At 51.7% G+C, this 22,188-nt stretch carries 18 protein-coding genes; 9 read left to right on the top strand and 9 right to left on the bottom strand.

The window, feature by feature from the left end:
- Positions 1 to 914: hypothetical protein (locus tag ACP5D4_RS15580; protein WP_428012545.1), on the top strand; the 914-nt coding region annotated here is incomplete at its 5' end.
- A 35-nt stretch (positions 915 to 949) separates the two neighbouring features.
- On the top strand, positions 950 to 1,093 hold the full coding sequence (locus ACP5D4_RS15585; RefSeq protein ID WP_428012546.1) for a hypothetical protein: 144 nt from the start codon (positions 950 to 952) through the stop codon (positions 1,091 to 1,093).
- Between the two features lie 82 nt (positions 1,094 to 1,175).
- Here the strand turns inward: ACP5D4_RS15585 and ACP5D4_RS15590 are convergent, their stop codons facing one another.
- On the bottom strand, positions 1,176 to 1,709 hold the full coding sequence (locus tag ACP5D4_RS15590; RefSeq protein WP_428012547.1) for a Uma2 family endonuclease: 534 nt from the start codon (positions 1,707 to 1,709) through the stop codon (positions 1,176 to 1,178).
- Between the two features lie 172 nt (positions 1,710 to 1,881).
- Here ACP5D4_RS15590 and ACP5D4_RS15595 point away from each other — a divergent pair, with 172 nt between their 5' ends.
- The 3 genes from ACP5D4_RS15595 to ACP5D4_RS15605 all read left to right on the top strand — a co-directional run bounded on the left by ACP5D4_RS15595 (position 1,882) and on the right by ACP5D4_RS15605 (position 3,273).
- Positions 1,882 to 2,433 carry a Uma2 family endonuclease gene (locus ACP5D4_RS15595; RefSeq protein ID WP_428012548.1) on the top strand — a complete coding sequence of 184 codons (552 nt, stop codon included), beginning with the start codon at positions 1,882 to 1,884 and terminating at the stop codon, positions 2,431 to 2,433.
- Between the two features lie 217 nt (positions 2,434 to 2,650).
- The gene (locus ACP5D4_RS15600) at positions 2,651 to 2,974 is read left to right on the top strand and encodes a nucleotidyltransferase domain-containing protein (RefSeq protein WP_428012549.1); all 324 of its coding nucleotides are present in this window, start codon (positions 2,651 to 2,653) and stop codon (positions 2,972 to 2,974) included.
- Positions 2,971 to 3,273: a hypothetical protein gene (locus tag ACP5D4_RS15605; RefSeq protein ID WP_428012550.1), complete on the top strand. Its 303-nt coding sequence runs from the start codon at positions 2,971 to 2,973 to the stop codon at positions 3,271 to 3,273. The genes ACP5D4_RS15600 and ACP5D4_RS15605 overlap by 4 nt, the downstream gene beginning before the upstream one ends.
- An 18-nt stretch (positions 3,274 to 3,291) precedes the next feature.
- Here the strand turns inward: ACP5D4_RS15605 and ACP5D4_RS15610 are convergent, their stop codons facing one another.
- From ACP5D4_RS15610 to ACP5D4_RS15635, 6 genes are all read right to left on the bottom strand, one after another.
- Positions 3,292 to 5,703, bottom strand: a complete 2,412-nt coding sequence (locus ACP5D4_RS15610) for an endonuclease MutS2 (RefSeq protein WP_428012551.1) — start codon at positions 5,701 to 5,703, stop codon at positions 3,292 to 3,294.
- A gap of 245 nt (positions 5,704 to 5,948) precedes the next feature.
- Positions 5,949 to 6,623, bottom strand: coding sequence for a zinc metallopeptidase (locus ACP5D4_RS15615; protein WP_428012552.1), 675 nt, complete (start codon positions 6,621 to 6,623; stop codon positions 5,949 to 5,951).
- 227 nt (positions 6,624 to 6,850) lie between these two features.
- A complete protein-coding gene (locus tag ACP5D4_RS15620) occupies positions 6,851 to 7,684 on the bottom strand; it encodes an ABC transporter permease (RefSeq protein WP_428012553.1) in 834 nt (277 codons plus the stop codon).
- The gene (locus ACP5D4_RS15625) at positions 7,681 to 8,640 is read right to left on the bottom strand and encodes a DUF5357 family protein (RefSeq protein WP_428012554.1); all 960 of its coding nucleotides are present in this window, start codon (positions 8,638 to 8,640) and stop codon (positions 7,681 to 7,683) included. The genes ACP5D4_RS15620 and ACP5D4_RS15625 overlap by 4 nt, the downstream gene beginning before the upstream one ends.
- Positions 8,641 to 8,665: 25 nt before the next feature.
- Positions 8,666 to 9,199 carry a filament integrity protein FraC gene (gene fraC / locus ACP5D4_RS15630; RefSeq protein ID WP_428012555.1) on the bottom strand — a complete coding sequence of 178 codons (534 nt, stop codon included), beginning with the start codon at positions 9,197 to 9,199 and terminating at the stop codon, positions 8,666 to 8,668.
- An 87-nt stretch (positions 9,200 to 9,286) separates the two neighbouring features.
- Positions 9,287 to 11,899 (bottom strand): ATP-binding protein, encoded by a 2,613-nt coding sequence (locus tag ACP5D4_RS15635; RefSeq protein ID WP_428012556.1) that lies wholly within the window; start codon positions 11,897 to 11,899, stop codon positions 9,287 to 9,289.
- Between the two features lie 527 nt (positions 11,900 to 12,426).
- Here ACP5D4_RS15635 and ACP5D4_RS15640 point away from each other — a divergent pair.
- From ACP5D4_RS15640 to ACP5D4_RS15655, 4 genes are all read left to right on the top strand, one after another.
- On the top strand, positions 12,427 to 14,667 hold the full coding sequence (locus tag ACP5D4_RS15640; protein ID WP_428012557.1) for a heavy metal translocating P-type ATPase: 2,241 nt from the start codon (positions 12,427 to 12,429) through the stop codon (positions 14,665 to 14,667).
- A 32-nt stretch (positions 14,668 to 14,699) separates the two neighbouring features.
- Positions 14,700 to 15,200 (top strand): cupredoxin domain-containing protein, encoded by a 501-nt coding sequence (locus ACP5D4_RS15645; RefSeq protein WP_428012558.1) that lies wholly within the window; start codon positions 14,700 to 14,702, stop codon positions 15,198 to 15,200.
- Positions 15,201 to 15,396: 196 nt separating this feature from the next.
- Positions 15,397 to 16,299, top strand: coding sequence for a vitamin K epoxide reductase family protein (locus tag ACP5D4_RS15650; protein ID WP_428012559.1), 903 nt, complete (start codon positions 15,397 to 15,399; stop codon positions 16,297 to 16,299).
- A 23-nt stretch (positions 16,300 to 16,322) separates the two neighbouring features.
- Positions 16,323 to 17,825: a multicopper oxidase family protein gene (locus ACP5D4_RS15655; RefSeq protein WP_428012560.1), complete on the top strand. Its 1,503-nt coding sequence runs from the start codon at positions 16,323 to 16,325 to the stop codon at positions 17,823 to 17,825.
- A gap of 8 nt (positions 17,826 to 17,833) precedes the next feature.
- On the opposite strand, the gene ACP5D4_RS15660 is transcribed toward ACP5D4_RS15655, so the two are convergent.
- Together ACP5D4_RS15660 and carB are read right to left on the bottom strand one after the other, a co-directional pair.
- Complete coding sequence (locus ACP5D4_RS15660; protein WP_428012561.1) at positions 17,834 to 18,019, bottom strand: hypothetical protein; 186 nt, start codon at positions 18,017 to 18,019, stop codon at positions 17,834 to 17,836.
- 410 nt (positions 18,020 to 18,429) lie between these two features.
- On the bottom strand, positions 18,430 to 21,648 hold the full coding sequence (carB, locus tag ACP5D4_RS15665) for a carbamoyl-phosphate synthase large subunit (RefSeq protein ID WP_428012562.1): 3,219 nt from the start codon (positions 21,646 to 21,648) through the stop codon (positions 18,430 to 18,432).
- Positions 21,649 to 22,188 lie beyond the last annotated feature (540 nt).

Here is a 22,188-nt window from a genome sequence, read left to right on the forward strand (position 1 = left end):
CCCCCGACCCCGAAACCTTCCTCAATAGCCTCAAAACCAACCCCAACATCTACCAAGCCTCCCTATCCCGGCAATTCGCTGCCAACCTCCCCCCCAACATCCAACAAACCACCCTCAAAGACGAACCCAAAGACTGGTACATCAAAACCGCCGACTTTGGAGACGAGTGCGATCGCCCCCTCCAACACCGCGACGGCGAATATACCCAACTCCTTGAAGATATCCAGGAATATCATCAAATCCTTCAACAAGACTGCGACAGAATCATCGTCTTGCGCCCTCCCAACTATGGCGCATACAATACCCTGCTCAACCCCGCCATGCAATGTCTGGGCTACAATCTCAGCCAATTCCAATACATTGTCGTTCAACCTCTCAAACTCTACGCCTTCCACCAACTCAGCAAACAACTCCACACCATTGCCGATCTCCCTCCAAGCGAACTTCAAAAAGTTGTCAACCCCCAAACACTTCGCTGGTATAGCCTGCGCGTTCCTTTAGACGAAATTGCTCCCCTCAACCTAACCACCGCCAGCCCCAACCACCCCCAAAACCACTTCCACCGCATCCAGCTCGCTTACAGCTACACCCAAAAACACCTCGACCTCCTCAGCAAATTCAAGCCAACCACCAACCAAACCGAACCAACCACCCCCACCGAACAAACCCTCGACACCCTCCTCCAGCAGACTGAGCAGGTCGTCCAGCGTGCGATCGACGAAGTCGCCCCCTACCTTATCTGCCAACACGTCGAACAAATCGCCAAACAAACCCTCACTTGGCTTCCCACCAAAGACTGGTCGCCCAACAGCCAGCAGCGACTAACCGCAACCCATAACACCATCAACGATCTAGTCGAAAGCAAACTGGGTCTGACACTCCTGCCGCAACCCGCAACCGCTGCCGACAGCTAGACTTCTGACAAGCCGCCTGCACGCAGCCATTGGAAATGAATCTCGATCGCACCTGGCTCTGCCTCAACATCACCCCCTACTGGACGATTCGCCCCAACAAACGCGGCGATCGCCCAAACCCCACTCACCAAAAACTCCCGACTCACAATCGCGACTCAAAGCATTCTCATCTAGTTTAAAACGGCGATCGCTGAAGCCCAAGCTGCAAGAGCGATCGACCTTTGTTTCTTCCCCCAAATCCCCCAAATTACTGAACCAAACCTAACGCAACCAAGCAAATATTTGCTCTGGCGTAAGTTCCAGCGCCAAACCCTCCAAAACAGGCAAATTTTCTCCACTTTGAAACAAGCCAAACCGATCGCCCGATCGCATCACCATCACCACCTCTTCTTCCGGGTCAACTAACCACCCCAGTTGACCTCCAGCCTGCAAACAAGTTTGAATCTTCGCAATCAACCGCGTCGTACTCTGATTCGGAGACAAAATTTCAATTATCCAAGCAGGCGCACCGGAAAACGGTAAGTTTCCCGTTGGCATCGCGTCGCGCCGCACTACTGTAACATCGGGAACGATCGCATACGAATCGAACAGACAACGTAACTCAGGAAACGCTTCGTAGGGAGACTCACAAGCATCGACGATCGCCACTAAACGCTTCTGAAGAATACTATGATAAGCCGTTGGCATGGGTTTCTGGTTGGGGTGTCCGTCGAGTAACTCCCAAGCTGGCGAATCGTCAATTTCAGGTCTCTGAAGAAATGCTTGAAGATCGATCGACGAACTCGTTGCAATCATACTACTCCGTGCCAAGACGAACAGGTTACGATTCTAACGCAAGCGATCGCCCAAACCCCACTCACCCACAACTCCCGACTCGCGATCGCCGATATATGGCAATGACTTGAGTCGCGATCGCCCAGGTACTCGCCGTAAACTAGGGATAGCAACAGGTAACAGACTCTAACCAATGGTCGCCATCCCCCACCACGTTAGCCCGACCGAGTACCTCGCACTCGATCGCCAAAACCCCATCCGCCACGAATACCGCCAGGGACTCGTCTACGCCATGACTGGCGGTAGCGACGCTCATGCGCGAATTGCCTTCAACCTACTCCGAGAAATTGACGATGGTTTGGGCGATTCCTCCTGTCGCTTTTACGGTAGTGATGTCAAAGTCAACTACAAAGAGGACTTTTATTACTACCCCGATGCTTTCGTAACCTGCGATGAACGAGACCGTCAAGACCGCTTCATCAAACGCTACCCCAAACTTATCGCTGAAGTCCTTTCAACCAGTACTGAAGCCTTCGATCGCGACTTAAAATTTAGCGATTACCAAAAACTCGATAGCCTCGAAGAATACCTCCTCATCTCCCAAGATACTCAGTGCGTCGAATGCCGTCGCCGCACCCCCAACAACACCTGGGAAACTACCGTTTACCAAACCGGCGATCGCGTCACGCTCACTAGCCTCAATCTCGAATTTCCCATTGAGAGACTCTATCGCGGCCTCGACTAGCGATCGATCCTAACGCAACCCACCAAGCATTCCCGTATAAAGACAAACGCGCGACGATTCTAATACAGGCGATCGACCCACTGAAATTGATATCCTACCGTTAAATTTCCCAATCAACTGGGTTTGTCAGAGCAATCTAACTGCTTTCAGCGAAATCTATCATTGCAACGCCGTTTTATAATCAAACTAAATTCACCCGATCGCGCCTCCCTCAACCATGCTCCCAGAAACGCTCGACACCATCTTAAACCAAACCTCTCAAGCGCTCAAACAACTCTGCGGACAGCAACTAGACAAAATCATTCTCTATGGTTCGCAAGCCAGAGGGGACGCTGAACCTGACTCAGATATCGATATTTTAATTGTTTTAAAAAAAGATTTTAAATATTCAGAAGAAAATCAAAAAATAAGTAATATTATAGCATATCACTGTCTAAAACACAATGTATTAATTAGTTGTAATTTAGCAAGTAGTCGCGAATTAAAAGAATATAATAATAGCTTTTTTCGTAACGTCCGACGCGAAGGAATTACCCTATGACTCCCGAACAGCAAAAATTGCTGAAAAAAGCGAGTCGTAGTCTGCAAGCCGCCCGACAATTAAACAACGTCCATGTCACCACGGCAAACGGACTCAGTAAAGCCCGTATTTTTCGCGATGCAAGTATTATTCTCCTCGGGCGAGAAGGGACGTTTGAATGCTTAGAACTTCCCAGTGGACGAACCCCCCTTTTAGGAGTAATTCCCCGAGAAGCCTTGGGGATTGAATTAGATTTACAAAATCAACGGCTCAAGCTTTTACCGGAAACGTCCGTCGATACCTATTTGACGATTCTTTAACGCTAAAACCGATCGAACTCACTTCAAATAGGCCACAGTCACCCCCGCGCCGCCATCCTTTTGCTGCGCTAACTCAAATCGGTCAATATGGGGCGATCGCTTCAAAAACTCATGCACCCCCTCGCGCAATTTCCCCGTTCCCTTTCCGTGAATAATCCACAGCGCACCCCCCACCGGAACCGCTTCAGCGATCGCATTCTCTAACGTCTGTTCCGCTTCGTGAATGCGATTTCCTCGCAAATCCAACGTATTCTTAGAGGTTCTCACCACAGGCGCAGTTTTCTTCGTCGCCGTCGGCGCCGGTTTCGCTTTCGGTTGCGGTAAATCTGGTTTCTCTCCAGACAGCGATTCCACATCCGCTAAAGGAACCGTCATCTTCATCAAACCAAACCGCACCACCAACTCCCCGTCTTTATCCGGTTCGCTGAGGACTTCTGCGGTTTGTCCCAAACGGGGAATGCGGACGCGATCGCCCTCTTTCGGACGAAATCCCGGTTTCGGTTTCGGGGGTTCTCGACGAGAAGGTAAATTCCGTTCCGCAATGGCGTCGATCGCCGCTGTCGCCTTCTGCGCGTCTTGCGCTGTGGGGGTTCCCTGCTGTAACCGCCGAATCACCTTGGCGATTTCCGATTTCGCCCCCTCGATCGCCTCCCGAATCGCCCGTTCCTGTTCCAGTTTCAGCCGTTCCTCTCGCTGGCGCAACAGTTCGGCTTTCTCCGCAATCTCCTGATTCAACCGTTCCGCTTGCGCCACAATTTGACTGGCTTCGTCGGCTTTCGTCTCCTGACGCCGCCGTTGCGCTTCCAACTGGGCGATGGTTTCGTTGACATCGATGCTGATTCCCGAAGTCACGTACTCCTGCGCCGCGTCCACCACCGCCGAGGCTAACCCCAACCGTTTCGCGATCGAAAGAGCGTTCGATCGCCCCGGAATTCCCCACAACAACCGATACGTCGGCGACAAACTCCCATCGTCAAACTCCACCGAAGCGTTCTCAAAGCGATCGTCTTGGTACTTCAACGCCTTCAACTCGCCGAAGTGCGTCGTCGCCACCGTCAACCCAGCGCGATCGCACAAATACTGTAACAGCGACATCGCCAGCGCACTCCCCTCACTGGGGTCCGTACCCGCCCCCACTTCATCTAACAACACTAAGGCGTTTTCGTCCTCCGTCACCGCCTCCAAAATACGGGTGATGCGGCGCACGTGACCGGAAAACGTAGATAAATTCTGTTCGATCGACTGTTCGTCGCCGATATCCGCCAACACCTGCGAAAACCAGGGTAACTCCACCGGTTCCCGCGCCGGAACGAACATCCCCACCTTCGCCATCAACATAGCCAAACCGAGGGTTTTCAACGTCACCGTTTTTCCCCCCGTATTGGGACCGGTAATCGTCACCACGCGAATCTGAGGCGACATGGTAACGTCGATGGGAACCACGTCGCGACCGTCTTCGTGTTTCTGCTGCCATACTAATAACGGATGGCGCAACTGTCGCAGCGTCGTATTTTCCCCCGTCTCTACGAATCGCGGTGGGTTGGCTTCCAACCACAAGCCATATCGCGCCCGCGCAGCGGCTAAATCCAACGTCGTCACGATCGCCAACAACCGTTCCAAATCCGGTTTCACCTCGGCGACTCGTTCCGTCAACGCCCGCAACACCGCCTCTTCCGCCGCCTGTTCTCGCCGTTGCAGAGTTCGCAGTTGGTTGTTGTCGTTGACGATCGCCTTCGGTTCGATATACAGCGTCGCCCCCGTAGTGGAGGCGTCGTGAACGATTCCGGGGATTTTGTCTTTTTGCGGGGCTTTCACCGGAAGCACGAAGCGATCGCTTCTCGTGGTAATCAACTGTTCCTGCAACGCGCCCCCCTGACGTTGCATAATGCGGTTGAGGGTTTGATAGATGCGATCGCGGGTTTGTTTGAGTTGGCGGCGAATCGACTCTAACTCCGCACTGGCGCGATCGGCCACTTTCCCGCGATCGTCGATACAGCGATGGATTTCCTGTTCGAGTTCCGGATAAGTCCGCAACTCGGACACCAAACTCTCTAAAACGGGAAACTCCAAATCCGCGTTGTCAACGGTGTTTTGTCCGGCTTTTTCGATCGAACGGCGAAGCTGTCGCGCCCCCGACAGGGTTGTGGCGATATCTAACAGGGCGTTTCCCTCGAGAATTCCGCCGATTTCCGCGCGATCGAGGGAACTTCCAATATCGCGAATTCCACCAAACGACAGTCCTCCCTCCACCGTCGTTTCCAACGTATAGGCTTCCTCAGTTTGCGCTAACAATTGCAAACTGTTCGATCGCGCCTCGGGAATGCGGATCGATCGCGCCGCGATCGCGCCCAACTTCGTCGCCGCAAAGGTGGATAGATTCTGGCACAACCGAGGCCATTCTAGGAGGTTTAGGGTTTCTTCTCGAATCAAAGCTGGATAATCTGGAGTGGCGTTGTAATCTACTTGTAATTTTAGGGTAATCTTTAGGCAGAAGCAACGGGAATTTCTCAGTTTCAGATTTTCCCGTCAACAAAAGCCATTTAAAGGTAAATTACCCCAAGACGATCGAGAATACCAAAACGAAAAGGCATTTCAAAAAAGTTTGGGGTAAGTCCACAAACCTACCCCAGACCCTCGAAATCGAGATATACAGCACTACATCGATTCTTGTCGATTTAATCGCGACGCATCAGCAACAATTGCACCAATTGCAAAACTGCATAGAGTGCCGTCGCCACATAAGTCCAAGCGGCGGCTTGCAAGACCGCCCGAGCGCCTCGGTTTTCGTCTCCTTGAAGGATACCCAGTTCGTCTACGATTTTCAACGCGCGACTCGAGGCGTCGAATTCCACGGGAAGCGTAATCACGTGAAACGCAATGACTGCTGCGAACAAAGCAATCCCCACGTTAATTAAACCAGCAAAATTGAAAAAAATTCCCGCAACGACCAGTAACGGCCCGAAATTTGCCCCAATATTGGCAACCGGAACCAACGCAGCCCGAACATTCATGAATTGATAGCCCTGTTTGTCCTGAATGACGTGGCCGCATTCGTGGGCTGCAACCGCAGCCGCCGCCAGGGACGACGACCCGAAAATCCCCGAAGACAGGCGTACTGATTTCGCACTGGGGTCGTAGTGGTCGGTGAGTTCGCCGCCAACGGGTTCGACTCGCACATCGTAAATACCTTTTTTGGCGAGAATTGCGCGGGCGACCTCTTCTCCGGTCATTCCCAAACTCGAGGGAATTTCAGCGTAGCGTTGATAGGTGTTTCGGATTTGGGCTTGCGCCCAAACCATTAAAAGAATACCGGGAATCAAAACGAGATACGACCAATGAAAATAAAACATCGGTTCTCCAATCTCCCGATCGGGAAGAGATAGTTTTTAAGTTTAGTATAAATGAGGCGATCGCCTCCTATCCCGAACGTTATAGTCGAAATATCCGTACTCGCGGTTTGAAGCGTTTGTCAGAGAGGCGATCGCGTTGTAAACAATCTTGAAAATCGCAAGATTAAACCTAATATTATAGCGATTATCGATCGGGTGGGCAATGCCCACCCTACTTGTTTGAAACCTTAAAACTGTCGCTGTCGAAAAATGGCGATCGCCAGTGCCAATAACACCACAATATAAGTTACGCCGTAGAGAACGTTTAGCCAGAGCGTCCCAGCATCGGGAATTGCCGTCATTCCATAAATCGCTTCGTTCTTCACATCCAAGCGCAACAAATCGGGCAGAACGATATATAAAAACGTCGAAATGGGTTTAAAAGATTCATTATTCGTAGTTGCAGCCAATTGTAATAAATCCCGACTAAAACTTCCCACCAAATAAGTCGCCAGCGTTAAAAACGACGCCAGCAAAGAACTCGTAAAAACGCCGAACAAAATGGCAACAGCAATTAAAACCGCCAGTTTTAACCCCAGAAAAGCCACGGCGATCGCAAAACTCCCCAACGGAATATCAATGGGGGTAAACGCGGACAAAATTAACGTAAGAACAGCCATCGACGCGATCGCCACCAACAAGACCCCCCAAAGCCCAAAAAACTTGGCGACAATCAACTCACCGCGAGAAATCGGCTTAGAAACCAACACTAACATCGTGCGTTTGTCGATTTCCTTATTAATCAAGGCCGTTCCCACAAACGCCGTGATAAATACTCCCAACAGTTCCATCGTTCCCAGTCCCAAATCGAGGACGACTTTGGGATACGCCCCCGCTGACAAATCCGGAAGCAGGCGCAACCCCAGCAGGAGAACCAAAACGTAGAATCCAACAACATAGAGAATGCGATCGCGCACCACTTCCCGAAAAACGTTGGTGGCGATGGTGGCGATGCGATTGAAATTCACGACAGAAGAGGAACGGGGTTGAATGTCTGGAGTTTCTGGAGTCTCTGGAATCATGGTTTCTGTGGACTTTCCTCAAAAACAGTCAAATCTGGCGCGAAGATCGCCTCTGTGTCAGTATTGCATTCGATCGACCCTTCGGGAGCATCCTGACGCTTCTCAATCTGACACACTAAAGTTAGTGTACGTCCGTTTTCGTCCAACCAGGCTCGCTCCCAGTACAACTCGACCACCAACCGATACTCGTTCTCTCCGTTTCCTCCCACCCTGACAGCGATATTCCAAGGGCGATTTCCTTGAATTTGTCGAACTTCCGATTCTAGGGTTCGCCGCACTAAATCGGGATCTCGTCGGAGGTTGAGGAGCATTTTTTCAATTTCCGACCAGGATCGATTTTTGAAATTGTTTTCGAGAAACCGTTCCACGACATGGGAAATGGCGTAACCTCTCAACTGCGTGGGGGTCGCGACGCGAACAGTAAAGTTACTGTCGGTTAAATCCGCCGCCCAGAGACCGGGATAGTCGGCTATCCAATCTTGTAGCAGAAAGGCGAAGTAAATCCAACAACTGAGAACGGCTGCAATTAATCCTCGCAGTAACAACGCCGGCCGTTTTTCAATGGGGGGAATTTTCACCTCTCGCTTTTTTCCCGCGAACGCTGGCAAAATGGCGATCGCACTGGTAATGAGGGGAAACACCACAAACGCAAACCGGGGAACTCGTCCCGATTCGTCGCGAAAAAACACCGTACAGGCTACAGCGGCGACGATTCCCGGACTTAAAGAAATGCCTAAAATTTTCCAAGGATGGCTACTTTGCCACCAGGCTAAGCCGATAAGAAACAACACCCATCCCAATCGGGTGACGGGAGAATCAGCAAACTGAAAACTGGGTTCGGCGAGAACGATGGCCAGGGAAATTAACCAAACTATCCAACTGGCTAAAATTAGGGTTTGCCAAGAGGCGAATTTCGGTGGTTGTAGCTGCGATCGCAACCATTTCCAGTTTTCCATACGTTCGTACTTTATTGTTTGTTGTTTAAAACAGAAAAACCATAAATACAAGTATTAACAAAATAATGGCGTGACTGATAGCATGACCGATGGTAATTGCGTGATTTTGGTCTGCCTTGACACGATATCGGATTAATCGTTCCGAACGAGTATGTTCGACATCTTCGTACAAACTTAAGTTTTCGACGGGTAACAACTTAAACCGTTGCAAGATATACAAGCTTTGACATTTTACAAATAAACTCACAAAAAAAACAGAGACTAAACTTAAAACTAAGATAGGTTCGATGCCATCGCGCCCGAAATCCACAATTAAGCGACCTGTAAAAATAAATGAAATTGTTTGAACTTTAAATAGATTTGCAGGATTTAAATTTTGAAATATATAAAAAAAGATAACCCAGCCAATTACCACGCAAATTAAATTAATTGAAACCGCATAATAAGTACTCGTCCGTTTGGTAATTTTGAGTTGTCGGTGAATTACCGTCGATTCAATGGCAATTGTAAGAAAAATAAAAAGAATTTGGCAGGCGATCGCTCGCAACGGCAAAATCATTTTTACACCCTTCAATATTTTTGTTTTTGTTTGTTTTTAGATTTATTTTTATCGATGCAAAATCAAATTTTAAAATAAAACCAGAACCTATCGTAAGGGAATTGCAATAAAAAACGTCGTTCCTCGACCCATCTCAGAATCACAGCGAAGTTCGCCGCTGTGTTTTTCCACCACAATTTCATAACTAATCGAAAGTCCTAAACCCGTTCCGCGTCCGATAGGCTTGGTCGTAAAAAACGGGTCGAACAGTCGTTCTCGCGTTTCTGGCGGAATTCCCGGGCCGTTATCGCGAATGCGGACGACCACCCGATCGACCCCCTGCAATTCCGTAGAAATCCAAATCGTCGGTTCTTCGCCATTGTACTCAGTTTCGAGGGCATCGATACCATTGCTAAGAACGTTCATAAACACCTGATTCAGCAATCCAGCGTAACAAGTCACGAGATCGGGTAAATTACCGTACTCTTTCTCGATGGCGATCGCAGGTCGTTCCGCCGTTGCTTTCAAGCGACTCTGAAGGATCGTCAACGTACTCTCAATTCCCGCGTGAAGATCGACGGCCTTCATATCCGATTCGTCCACTCGGGAAAAAGTTCGCATCGATCGAACGATTTCCTGAATTCGCGAGGTACCCACCCGCATCGACGCGAGAATTTTCGGAAAATCCTCCATCAAAAACGCCAACTCGATGTCTTCAGCATGTTCCCGTATCGACTCAGGCGGTTCAGGATAAACTGCTTGGTAATGCTTCAACAACTCAAACAAACTCTCCGCATATCCTGCCACATGGGAGAGATTCCCCGAAATGAAATTGACCGGATTGTTGATTTCGTGGGCGATCCCCGCCACCAACTGGCCCAAACTGGACATTTTCTCCGTTTGCACCAATTGAGACTGAGTACTTTGCAACTTCTCCACCAGTCGCGCCAGTTCCGTCGCTTTCGCCCGAGTTTGCTGGTAGAGTTCCGCTTGATTCAACGCGATCGCTAACTGAGTCCCGACCGTTTCGATCGACTCAATTTCCAAATCCAACCAGTTACGAGACTCACGATCGACCAAGACCACCAATCCCAACGCCCCCTGCTGCGTTTGAATCGGAAGCGTCAAACAAGACGTCACCCCCATCGATCGCAAAAAGCTTCGATACACCTCATCAGAGGTCGTCCGAAGGTCGTCCGTCCGACAAAGTTTCAACCGACGGGCGCTTTCTGGCGTTAGCCCCACCTCACAAACCGAATAAGCTTTTCCAAGATCGCTCTCAACGATCGCATGGCGAGATTCCGCCGCCACTTCCCAACGGGGAGAACCCTTATCCTCGCGATACCAACAAAAACTACAGCGATCGACCTGCAACAATTTTCGCAGTTCTCGAACCACCGTGTTGAGGATGGTATCGATATCCAACGAGTTCCGAATCTGGGAGGCGACGCGATCGATCAGCCTTTCCCACTGGGCTTGTTCGTAAATTTTCGCCTGCGATCGCTCCAACGCCTGTTTCGCCTCCTCCAGTTGTATGGTTCGCCGAACCGACATCCACAAATACGCCGTCACCAAACTCGTAAACAGCAATCCCACCCCAAACGTGGCTTCAACTTTGATATTGCGCTGTCGATATCCAAGTTGGGGACGAACCACCAACAACCATTGTCGAACGTATCCTTGATAAGAAGTGTCGCCTGCCACCTCCAGCACGCGGGTGCAGTCAGGATAAACCGAACAAGTGGCCTCGAAAATTTGTGAATTTTCCGAAGAAACCGTCACCTCTCGGGTTTCGGCATCGTAAGCCACCAAAAGCTGCCGCTGGCTGTTTTTGGCCGTCAAATCGAAAAGTTTGAAATTGAGGCCGCTAACGTTGACGGTTTTGAGAGTTTGTCGGACTAAGCGATCGATGGAATACTGCACCGAGAGCAGTCCTAACAACTGAGATCGATCGTCGTAAATGCCTCGGAGGACTCGAAAACTGCTGAGATCGTCGATCTCGAAATCGATCGCCATTACCGTTTGCTGTTCCCAGGGGGAAACCTCGAACGCGCGATCGGACAGTTCATCGTATCCCAGCTGAAAGCGATATTGAGCAAACGGTTCGATATGCGCGATCGGAAAATACTCCGAACGCACAGGAACCGAGATCGGACGGCCGCGATCGTTGAGTTTCCAAAAGGATAAGGGGGCGATATCCTCGGCCAGGGAAGGGTTTCGAGGAAGTCGATCGTTGTTCGAGAGTCCCGGTTGCGCGATCGCGCGTTCGTATAGATCTCTTTCTTTACTTTCTACGCGATCGATCCAGGCCAAGCTATCGATAGCCGGATACCGCTGCAAAAACGAGGTCGACACCTCAGAGAATTTCTCGACCGTGACGAGATCGATCGTTTCGTAGAAAATACCCAGGGTTTGGGGAATTTCCATATAGTGGTCGAGTTCGTCTTCTAACGCCGCTGTTAACTCGTGAACCTGCTTTTGGAAGATATAGGCCGCACGTTCTCGTTCTGACATCCACACCAACATCGCCGCGATCGCCGAACAGCCGAAGCCGAGGACAAAACTCAAGCGAACGGGGAAATAGCGTTGGCGACGGTTGATCCTCGAAGCAGTGCAACCCGGTCGTTTCAGAAGGCGACCGACTTGCTGACGTAAGGAGAACTGTCGGTTTTTGAAAAACTGGCCGATTCGGTTCACTTTGTCGATATTGGGAAGTTCCACATGAAACACTGACGAATTAAACAAGCCATATTCACTTTTCAACCTCAGGGGTCTTCAAGCCGGATAACTGTAAATTCCCGCTCGTTGGACTCCGATGCGCTCTGGATCTTCAATGCTTTCACGAAAAATCTGTCCAGAAACCTGGGTTGGATGGAATCGCGAATTTGCCAATTCACGATCGTTTCATTTTTTTACGCCATACTAAGCGCGATCGAGATCGATCGCACACAATCGATCGAAATATATCTATTTAACACGATGCGCGATCGCGAATGTCCGCGACCGATCGCCGCCATCGACTCCCGCGATCGCCCTAAAACCTCTCTCCAGCCAGATACTCGAATCTAAACTGACTGACACACTGGTCTCTATAGAGGTTTTGGGTTTGACATTATTGATGAGTACCCTGTATCAACCATGCCAACCCAGTATCAGCCGCACAATTTCTTAACCTACTGCGAACATGCCTTATATCACAAAAAATATTATAAGTCAATAAAAATTTAGGAAAAATTACAGGATAAACTATGGTTCAAACCGTCAACCTGAGTTTACAAGGCATGAGTTGCGCCGCCTGCGCCAACGCCATCGAAAAATCGATCGCCAACGTTCCCGGCGTCAAACACTGCAACGTCAACTTTGCCACCCACCAAGCCACCGTTCGCTACCAAGACGACACCACCGACATAGACACCATTCAAAAAGCCGTCTCAGACGCCGGATATAGCGCCAAACCCATCGACGACAGCGACAAAGGCGACGCCGAACGGGACGCCCGAGAAGCCGAACAGCGCGATCTGCAAAACAAAGTCATATTCGGCAGTATCGTCAGCATTATCCTCGTCGTCGGCTCCCTACCCATGATGACGGGACTCAACATTCCCTGGATTCCCGCGTGGCTGCACCATCCTCTCTTACAACTGATGTTGAGTCTGCCCGTCATGATTTGGTGTGGCAGAAGCTTTTTCATCGGCGCCTGGAAAGCCTTCAAACGTCACGCCGCCGACATGAATACCCTCGTCGCCTTGGGAACCGGAGCCGCCTATCTCTATTCCCTGTGGACGACCTTTTTCCCCGAATTTTTCCGACAACAGGGCATTTCCCCCGATGTCTACTACGAACCCGCCGCCGTACTCATCACCCTAATCTTGCTAGGCAGATTGCTAGAAAACCGGGCGCGGGGGAAAACCTCCGAAGCCATCCGTAAATTAATGGGGTTACAAGCCAAAACCGCCCGCGTCATCCGAGACGGCGAAGAAAGCGACGTTCCCATCGAAGACGTACAAGTAGGCCATCGAATCCTCGTGCGTCCCGGCGAAAAAATCCCCGTAGACGGCGAAATCCTCGAAGGTTCCTCCACCATCGACGAATCCATGGTGACAGGCGAACCGATTCCCGTCCAAAAACAAAAAGGCGACGAAGTTATCGGTTCCACCATCAACAAAAGCGGAAGTTTCCAATTTCGGGCGGCCCGCGTCGGCAAAGACACCGTACTCTCGCAAATCGTCCAACTCGTCCGCGAAGCCCAAGGGAGCAAAGCCCCCATTCAAAAAATCGCCGATCGCGTCACCGGATGGTTCGTTCCCGTCGTCATCGCCATCGCGATCGTGACCTTCGTCGCCTGGTTTAACATCACCGGAAACCTCACCCTGTCCACCGTAACCATGGTGAGCGTTCTAATTATCGCCTGTCCCTGTGCCTTGGGCTTAGCCACCCCCACCTCAATTATGGTTGGAACCGGTCTCGGCGCCGAACGAGGCGTATTAATCAAAGGAGCGGACAGCCTAGAAATCGCCCATAAAATCAACGCCATCGTCCTCGACAAAACCGGAACCCTCACCGAAGGCAAACCCAGCGTCACCGATTACGTCACCGTATCCGGCATCGACAACGAACTCGAACTGCTGCATCTGGCGGCTTCCGTCGAACGGTATTCCGAACATCCCCTCGCCGAAGCCATCGTCGATTACGCCAAATCCCAAGAAGTCCAAACCCCCTTACTCGACGCCGAAGAATTTGAAGCCAAAGAAGGCATGGGCGTCGAAGCCATCGTAGACGGAAAACGGATTCAAATCGGCACCACGCGATGGATGTCCGAATTAAACATCGACGTTTCCGCCTTGCAAGACAAACAGGAAACCTGGGAATCCCAAGCCAAAACCACCGCTTGGATTGCCGTAGACGGCAAACTTGAAGGATTGTTGGGCATTGCCGACACCCTGAAACCCTCCTCGGCGGATGTCGTGAAAACCCTGCACCGCATGGGGTTAGAAGTAGCAATGCTCACCGGAGACAACCGCCAAACCGCCGAAGCGATCGCCGCCCAAGTGGGGATCGATCGCATCTTCGCCGAAGTGCGCCCCGACCAAAAATCCGATCGCGTCGCCGAACTGCAATCCGAAGGCAAAACCGTCGCCATGGTCGGAGACGGCATCAACGACGCCCCCGCCCTAGCCCAAGCCGACGTCGGCATTGCCATCGGCACCGGAACCGACGTCGCCATGTCTGCCAGCGACATCACCCTCATTTCCGGGGATTTAGAAGGCATCGTCACCGCCATCCAACTCAGTCGGGCAACGATGCGAAACATCCGCCAAAACCTCTTTTTCGCCTACATCTACAACAGCCTCGGCATCCCCATCGCAGCGGGGGTTCTCTATCCCTTCCTCGGTTGGTTGCTCAACCCCGCCATTGCCGGAGCTGCCATGGCGTTCAGTTCCGTTTCCGTCGTCACCAACGCCTTACGACTGCGCCGTGCCGACTTATAGCTCGCCCCATCATCCCATTACCCCATCATCCCATGACCTTTCTTCTCACCCTACTCACCACCCTTATCCTCTCCACCACCACCGCCCTCGCCGCACCCCAAACCGCCGAAACCGACGAGGGCAAATTCAACACCATCGAGCAACCCCTTCCCGTCAAACTCGGCGTCACCGCAGGCGGCATCGCCTTAATTGGCTTAGAGCTGTGGTGGTTTCTCGGCAGCAAAACCCAAGCCCAACAAGCTACCGAAAATGCCGAAATCCAAGAAATCGAGATTACCGTCGATGGTGGTTATAACCCCGATCGCATCGTCGTCGAAGCCGGAAAAACCGTCCGTCTCAACTTTTATCGAAAAGACCCGAGTTCTTGTGTCGAACAGGTTATTTTGCCAGATTTTAAGCGTTCAATAGACTTAAAAATCAACGATACAACACCCGTAGAATTTACCCCAAAAGAACCCGGAATCTATTCTTTCCACTGTGGAATGAATATGGTTCGCGGCGAAATTGAAGTTCGTTCTGCTCGAGATCGCTAGTTTTAGCTAACACCAAAAACATCTAAACAAGGAGGCATGAGATTATTTTAAACTCGTTAAAATCCAATAATTTAGATTGATTTTTTGACAAAAACAGGCGGTATCTAGTTTCCTTAAAAGCCCCAAAATCCGAAATTCTCCCCTAAAATCGTACATCGTAAAAACATCGATCGTAAAAAACAACGACTATCAATCCATGCGTAAACGCTCTCAGCCTTGGATTCAACGTCGATCGCGCTTCATCATCGCAGCGATCGCAGCCTTCGGTGCCGTCATCACCGCCTATCTCACCCTCACCAAACTGACGGGTGGAACCGCCGCCTGTCCCACCGAAGGCTGTGACAAAGTTCTTGAAAGTCCCTACGCCACCGTGTTCGGCTTGCCCCTGGCGCTTTTCGGCTTCTTGGCGTACCTGGCGATGGGAACCTTCGCCGTCCTCCCGTGGCTGGCCAACCCCGAAACGAAAAAAACCCTACGAAACACCCTTGAAAATTGGACCTGGCTGTTTCTCCTCATCGGCAGTACATCAATGGCCGTATTCAGCGGCTACCTGATGTATATCATGACAACTGAAATCCAGTCCTTGTGTCTGTACTGCATCGGTTCGGCAGTTTGTGCGATCGCTCTGTTTGCTCTTACCCTCATCGGCAGAGATTGGGACGACCTCGGACAACTCCTCTTCATCGGCATTATCGTCGCCTTTATCACCCTTGTGGGTTCCCTTGCGATCTACGCCCCCATTCACAGCCCCAAAGCCGAAACCGAAAGCGGCTACACCGTCACCACCACCTCCGCCGAAGACAACATCGCCCTCGCCCAACACCTCGACGAAACGGGCGCCAAGATGTACGGGGCGTTTTGGTGCAGTCACTGCCTCGAACAAAAACAGTTTTTCGGCAAACAAGCCGCCGATGAAATGCCCTACATCGAATGCGACGCCAACGGTACGAACCCCCAACCGGAAGTCTGCCAAGCCGCCGGAATTCAAAGTTATCCCACCTGGGAAATTAACGGTCAGTTATACCCCGGAACCCGAACCCTCAACGAACTCGCCGAACTGTCCGGTTACACCGGGTCTCGCAACTTCACCGTTCGCTAACCGCTGCCAAAAACTCAGTTCCTATGTCTCGATTTCACTTCAACCGCCGCCAATTTCTCCTCCTCAGTACCAGTAGCCTGGGGGCGACGGTTCTCAACGCCTGTTGGCAACGTCAAACCTCCGAGAACGCTCTTGAGGCGACAGCACAACCGACCGCCAACAAACAAGCCACTTCCGAGGCGGTTGAAGAGGCGGTTGAAGTGGAACTCGAGGCGACACCGGGAACCCTAAATCTCGACGGGCGATCGATCCCCATCTATACCTACAACGGAGAGTTTCCCCCACCTCGCATCGAAGCCAAACCGGGCGATCGCGTTCGCCTTCGCTTCACCAACCGCCTCGACGAACCGACCAACCTGCACTACCACGGCCTGCATGTTCCCCCCACGGGAAACGCCGACAATGTTTTTTTGAAGGTTTCACCCGGAGAAACCTTTCTCTACGAATTCGACATTCCTCAAGACCATCCCGCAGGAACGTTTTACTACCATCCCCACTATCACGGATTTGTCGCCCGTCAGGTGTTCGCCGGACTGGGGGGATTCTTTATCGTTCGAGGAGAATTTGATGAAATTCCCGAAATCCGCAACGCCACCGAAACCTTTGCGCTTTTGAAAGATTTCGACACCGATCCCACGGGGAACGCCTGGGGACATATGGAACGAATGCGGGGACGCGAGGGGCAGTACGTCACCGTCAACGGCCAGTTAAACCCCACCTTAACCTTTCCTGAAGGGGGGTTGCTGCGCTTGCGACTGTTAAATGCCTCTAACGCCCGTTTTTATCGCTTGGCCTTGGAAGACCGTCCGTTTTACCTCGTTGCTACCGACGGCGGTGCCATCTCCGAACCCGTCGAATTACAGGAATTGCTGCTAACCCCAGGAGAACGAGCCGATATTTTGATTCAGGGTGACAAGCCTGCTGCGTCGTTCCGTCTGTTGAATTTGCCCTACAACCGAGGGGGTATGGGGATGATGGGCGGTCGCGGCGGCGGGATGATGGGCGGTCGTCACGGTGGAATGCACCATGGCGAACGCGATCGCGATTTCAACCAACCCCAAACCCTCGCCACCATTACCTACGCGGGGTCAACCCCAACTCAATCCCTACCGACGAGCTTAATTCCCGTCACGCCTCTCCCCGAACCGACCCGAGTACGGCGGTTTACCCTCAGCCACGGAATGCAGCCTGGTATGGGAATGGTGTTTTTAATTAATGGCAAAGCCTTCGACGGCGATCGCATCGATACCTCCCTCCAGTTAGACGATATAGAGGACTGGGAAATCACCACCACCGGAACGTTCGACCACCCCTTTCATCTCCACACCAACCCCTTTCAAGTCGTCAGTAGAAACGGCGTTTCCGAAACGCTTTCAGCCTGGAAAGACGTAATTGCAGTTCCCGCCGGAGAAACGATCCGAATTCGCGTTCATTTCCGCGACTTTGCCGGAAAAACCGTCTACCACTGCCACATTCTCGACCATGAAGATTTGGGAATGATGGGAATCGTAGAAATGCAGGCTTGAGGAGAGTTCTACCATCTCGGGCAATCGCCACCCCGTCCGCCGCGATGAGGGCCGCGTCCGTGATGGTGGCTGTCAATATGTTCTTGGAGTGTCGTTTCGTCGGTCGTCGGATGGCTGCGAACCGGGAGGACAGTTAGGCTTGTTGTTGCGGCGATCGCAACGAGCGCAATTCCTGATGCAATGAATTTAGACATGGTTGAATTTCCTCCTGCTTCGATTAAATCGAAACTACTATTTTTAACAGTAGCGCGAATTTTCTATAGTTGTGATATCGCGTCACAAAGCGTTGAATAAATTAAAAAATATTTGGAATTTTGTCTTTTTTAAGAACAGTACATTTTAAGTTCATAGCCATTTCATTTTGGTGTCTTAAAATTGAAATGGCTTAGTCTTATCAAAACACCAAAAACCGATCGATCCTCTCTAGGAATCCTAAAAATTCGTGAAATTCAAAACGGGTAAACCCTGTATAGCCGAAGCTTACAGCTTGTGATTCCGTCCGCAATTCAAACAGAATTGCCATCCAATTAAAGCCACAAAAAACCCCGGTGTTGTGGTGACACCGGGGCAATTGGGGCAGTGCCTCAGACCGGCCCCCAAATCTCTATGCGAAATAATCCTGCAATGCTTTGATTTGATAGGTATCTGCCTGCATCGATCGAATCGCCGCCACCGCAGCCTTCGCCCCCGCGATCGTCGTAATCACAGGAATCTTATACCCCAGCGCCGTCCGACGAATCAACCGTCCTTCCGCCTGGGCGTCCTCTCCTGAAGGCGTGTTCACAATCAGCTGAATCTGCTTGTTCTTAATCGCATCCAGCACGTGGGGGCGTCCCTCCGACAACTTGAAAATCGATTCCACTCCCTCAATTCCCGCCATCGTCAACGCCCGCTTCGTGCCGTCCGTGGCCATCACCTTGAAACCGAGAGCCTGTAACTCCTTCACCACCGGAACCACCAACGGCTTATCGCGATCGATCACCGAAACAAACGCCGTTCCCGACAGCGGCAACCGTTCCCCGGCTGCCAGTTCCGCCTTCGCGAACGCCTTCCCGAAACCGTCGTCGATGCCCATCACCTCGCCCGTCGATCGCATCTCCGGTCCCAACAGCGTATCCGTCCCCGGAAACTTATTAAACGGCAACACCGCCTCTTTAACCGAAACGTGACTCGGCACGATTTCCGCCGTCACGCCCAAATCGGCCAGCATTTCCCCAGCCATCACCCGAGACGCCACCTTCGCCAGCGGTACGCCAATCGACTTCGACACGAACGGAACTGTCCGCGACGCCCGAGGGTTCGCTTCGATGATATACACTACGTCTCCCTGTACCGCGTACTGCACGTTCATCAAGCCCACCACGTTCAGCCGTTGCGCTAACTTCACCGTCCAATCCCGAATCGTGGCCAACGCCGCCTCAGACAGCGTTTGCGTCGGAATCGAACAGGCCGAGTCTCCCGAGTGAATCCCCGCCTGTTCGATGTGTTCCATAATGCCGCCGACAACCACCGTTCCGGATTTGTCCGCCACAGCATCCACGTCCACTTCTACGGCGTTTTCTAGGAATTTATCGATGAGAATCGGATGGTCAGGTTCCACCTGTACGGCAAAGGTCATGTACCGTTCCAACTCTTCGTCGGAGTAGACGACTTCCATCGCCCGACCTCCCAAAACGTAAGACGGACGCACCACCACCGGATATCCGATGCGTTTTGCCACCTTCAACGACTCCTCGTAACTGCGAGCGATACCATTGGGAGGTTGTAAAATCTCCAGTTCCCGCAAAATCTGCTCGAAGCGTTCCCGGTCTTCCGAGGCATCGATCGAATCCGGAGAAGTTCCCCAAATCGGCGCATTTGCTTTTTCCAGTGGTACCGCCAGTTTCAACGGTGTTTGTCCGCCGAATTGGATAATAATCCCTTCTGGCTGTTCTGCCTCAATAATATTGAGAACATCTTCTTTCGTTAGCGGCTCGAAATACAATCGATCGCTCGTATCGTAGTCCGTCGAAACCGTCTCCGGGTTCGAGTTCACCATAATCGTCTCGAAACCCTTATCCTGCAACGCAAACGAAGCGTGACAGCAGCAATAATCGAACTCGATGCCCTGACCGATACGGTTCGGACCGCCGCCGAGAATCATCACCTTCCGACGCTCCGAAGGCAACACCTCGCTTTCCTCATCGTAAGTCGAATAATAGTAGGGAGTTTCCGAAGCAAATTCCGCCGCACAAGTGTCCACCATCTTGTACGCCGGAATTACACCCAGTTCCTTCCGATACGTCCGCACCTCATCTTCCGTAGACTTCGTGGCAAAAGCAATCTGGACATCGCTGAAGCCCATCTGCTTTACCCGCCGCATCTGTTCAGCAGAAATCTCCCGCAGCGGCGTCAACTTCAACCACTTCTCCGTCTCCAAAATTTCCGCGAACTTATCCAAGAACCAAACATCAATACCTGTCAGTTCGTAAATCTCCTCCACAGACATCCCCACCGTCAACGCCTGGTGCAGAGTAAACATCCGTTCCGGGTTCGGCTTCCGTAACCCCGCCTGAAGCGTACTCAGGGGCGGAATCTTCGCAGATCGATCGCAGCCCCATCCCGCGTGTCCCGTTTCCAGCGATCGAAACGCCTTCTGGAACGACTCAGTGAAGGTTCGTCCGATGGCCATCGCTTCCCCAACGGACTTCATCTGCGTCGTTAAATAGGGCTGCGTTCCGGGGAACTTCTCAAACGCGAAGCGAGGAATCTTCGTTACCACGTAATCGATCGTCGGCTCGAAACTGGCCGGCGTTTTCTTCGTAATATCGTTAGAAATTTCGTCAAGAGTGTATCCCACCGCCAGCTTCGCCGCGAACTTCGCGATCGGGAATCCCGTCGCCTTACTCGCCAACGCCGAACTTCGCGAGACGCGAGGATTCATCTCGATGACAATAACATCGCCATCAACAGGATTCACCGCAAACTGAATATTCGAGCCGCCCGTTTCCACACCGATTTCCCGAATAATGTCGATCGAAGCATCCCGCAACCTCTGATATTCCTTATCCGTCAGCGTTTGTGCCGGGGCTACCGTAATCGAATCCCCCGTATGGATGCCCATCGGGTCAATATTCTCGATCGAGCAGATAATCACCACGTTATCCGCCAAATCCCGCATCACCTCGAGTTCGTACTCCTTCCAGCCGATGAGAGATTTCTCCACCAAAATCTGACTTACCGGAGACGCATCCAGTCCTCCAGCAGCCATCTCCTCGAATTCCTCCTGGTTGTAGGAAATACCGCCCCCAGTACCCCCCAGCGTAAACGCCGGACGGATAATCAGCGGATACGACCCGATTTCTTCCGCCACCGCCTTCGCCTCGTCCAGCGTACTGGCGATACCCGACGGACAGCTTTTCAACCCGATTTTGTCCATCGCCTGACGGAACAAGTCGCGGTCTTCCGCCTTTTGAATCGCCGGAAGCTTCGCCCCGATGAGTTCCACACCGTACTTATCCAGCGCCCCACTTTCCGACAGCGCCACCGCCAAGTTCAGCGCCGTTTGACCGCCCATCGTGGGCAGAATCGCGTCCGGTCGTTCCTTGGCGATGACCTGTTCGACAATATCCGGCGTCAGTGGCTCGATGTACGTGCGATCGGCCATTTCCGGGTCAGTCATGATCGTTGCCGGGTTGGAGTTGACCAAGATGGTCTCGTAACCCTCTTCCCGTAGCGCCTTGAGGGCTTGCGTTCCCGAATAGTCAAACTCGCAGGCTTGTCCGATGACGATCGGACCGCTCCCTAACAACAGAATTTTCTTGAGGTCTTCGCGACGAGGCATAGCTTTTTCAGTGAACAGTAAGCAGTGAGCAGTGAACAGTGGGGCGAGAGGGCGTGACGTTGATTCCAAAGGCGAACTGCGTCACGTACCTGTTATAGCGAGAAGTGTTCCAGGGTGGGGCGATACCCACCTTTCCCCACGATCGATTCCGTCCTGGCAGCTCTCCATTGGAAAGGGCAACGATGCCGTTAGACGAAACCTCTCCAGCCCGGAGAATGCCATATAGGGGACGACCAAATTGTAAATCCAGACTATTTTACGGGTTTTTGCCAGTCTCGAAAGACACTCGAACGGTTGCTTTTCCAAGATTTGATGACTTCTGACCCTCCAGACCCTCGATCGATCTGGGGCGTTTGGGTCGCTTTGGCGTCTTTCCGATCGATCCCTATATATATAAGCGCCCTCAGAGGAGCGATCGCTCCTCTGAGGGGCTAGCCTCGAAACCTCCTGTCGCGATCGCGCGAATCCAGAAAAAATTTGGCGCTCGATCGAAAAGCCTCCAGAGGTCGATCGAGGGGTTGAGGAGGGGATCGCGAAAAA

The sequence above is a fragment of the Baaleninema sp. genome, from assembly GCF_049974805.1.
In the GTDB taxonomy this organism is placed as follows: Bacteria; Cyanobacteriota; Cyanobacteriia; order Cyanobacteriales; family Geitlerinemataceae; genus Baaleninema.

Excerpts from the sequence above, each read along its gene's own strand:
- fraC (WP_428012555.1), bottom strand. The coding sequence starts at position 9,199 with ATGATTTTGCCGTTGCGAGCGATCGCCTGCCAAATTCTTTTTATTTTT.
- ACP5D4_RS15605 (WP_428012550.1), top strand. The coding sequence starts at position 2,971 with ATGACTCCCGAACAGCAAAAATTGCTGAAAAAAGCGAGTCGTAGTCTG.
- ACP5D4_RS15595 (WP_428012548.1), top strand. The coding sequence starts at position 1,882 with ATGGTCGCCATCCCCCACCACGTTAGCCCGACCGAGTACCTCGCACTC.
- carB (WP_428012562.1), bottom strand. The coding sequence starts at position 21,648 with ATGCCTCGTCGCGAAGACCTCAAGAAAATTCTGTTGTTAGGGAGCGGT.
- ACP5D4_RS15585 (WP_428012546.1), top strand. The coding sequence starts at position 950 with ATGAATCTCGATCGCACCTGGCTCTGCCTCAACATCACCCCCTACTGG.
- ACP5D4_RS15645 (WP_428012558.1), top strand. The coding sequence starts at position 14,700 with ATGACCTTTCTTCTCACCCTACTCACCACCCTTATCCTCTCCACCACC.
- ACP5D4_RS15620 (WP_428012553.1), bottom strand. The coding sequence starts at position 7,684 with ATGATTCCAGAGACTCCAGAAACTCCAGACATTCAACCCCGTTCCTCT.
- ACP5D4_RS15660 (WP_428012561.1), bottom strand. The coding sequence starts at position 18,019 with ATGTCTAAATTCATTGCATCAGGAATTGCGCTCGTTGCGATCGCCGCA.
- ACP5D4_RS15625 (WP_428012554.1), bottom strand. The coding sequence starts at position 8,640 with ATGGAAAACTGGAAATGGTTGCGATCGCAGCTACAACCACCGAAATTC.
- ACP5D4_RS15640 (WP_428012557.1), top strand. The coding sequence starts at position 12,427 with ATGGTTCAAACCGTCAACCTGAGTTTACAAGGCATGAGTTGCGCCGCC.
- ACP5D4_RS15590 (WP_428012547.1), bottom strand. The coding sequence starts at position 1,709 with ATGATTGCAACGAGTTCGTCGATCGATCTTCAAGCATTTCTTCAGAGA.
- ACP5D4_RS15615 (WP_428012552.1), bottom strand. The coding sequence starts at position 6,623 with ATGTTTTATTTTCATTGGTCGTATCTCGTTTTGATTCCCGGTATTCTT.
- ACP5D4_RS15650 (WP_428012559.1), top strand. The coding sequence starts at position 15,397 with ATGCGTAAACGCTCTCAGCCTTGGATTCAACGTCGATCGCGCTTCATC.
- ACP5D4_RS15600 (WP_428012549.1), top strand. The coding sequence starts at position 2,651 with ATGCTCCCAGAAACGCTCGACACCATCTTAAACCAAACCTCTCAAGCG.
- ACP5D4_RS15655 (WP_428012560.1), top strand. The coding sequence starts at position 16,323 with ATGTCTCGATTTCACTTCAACCGCCGCCAATTTCTCCTCCTCAGTACC.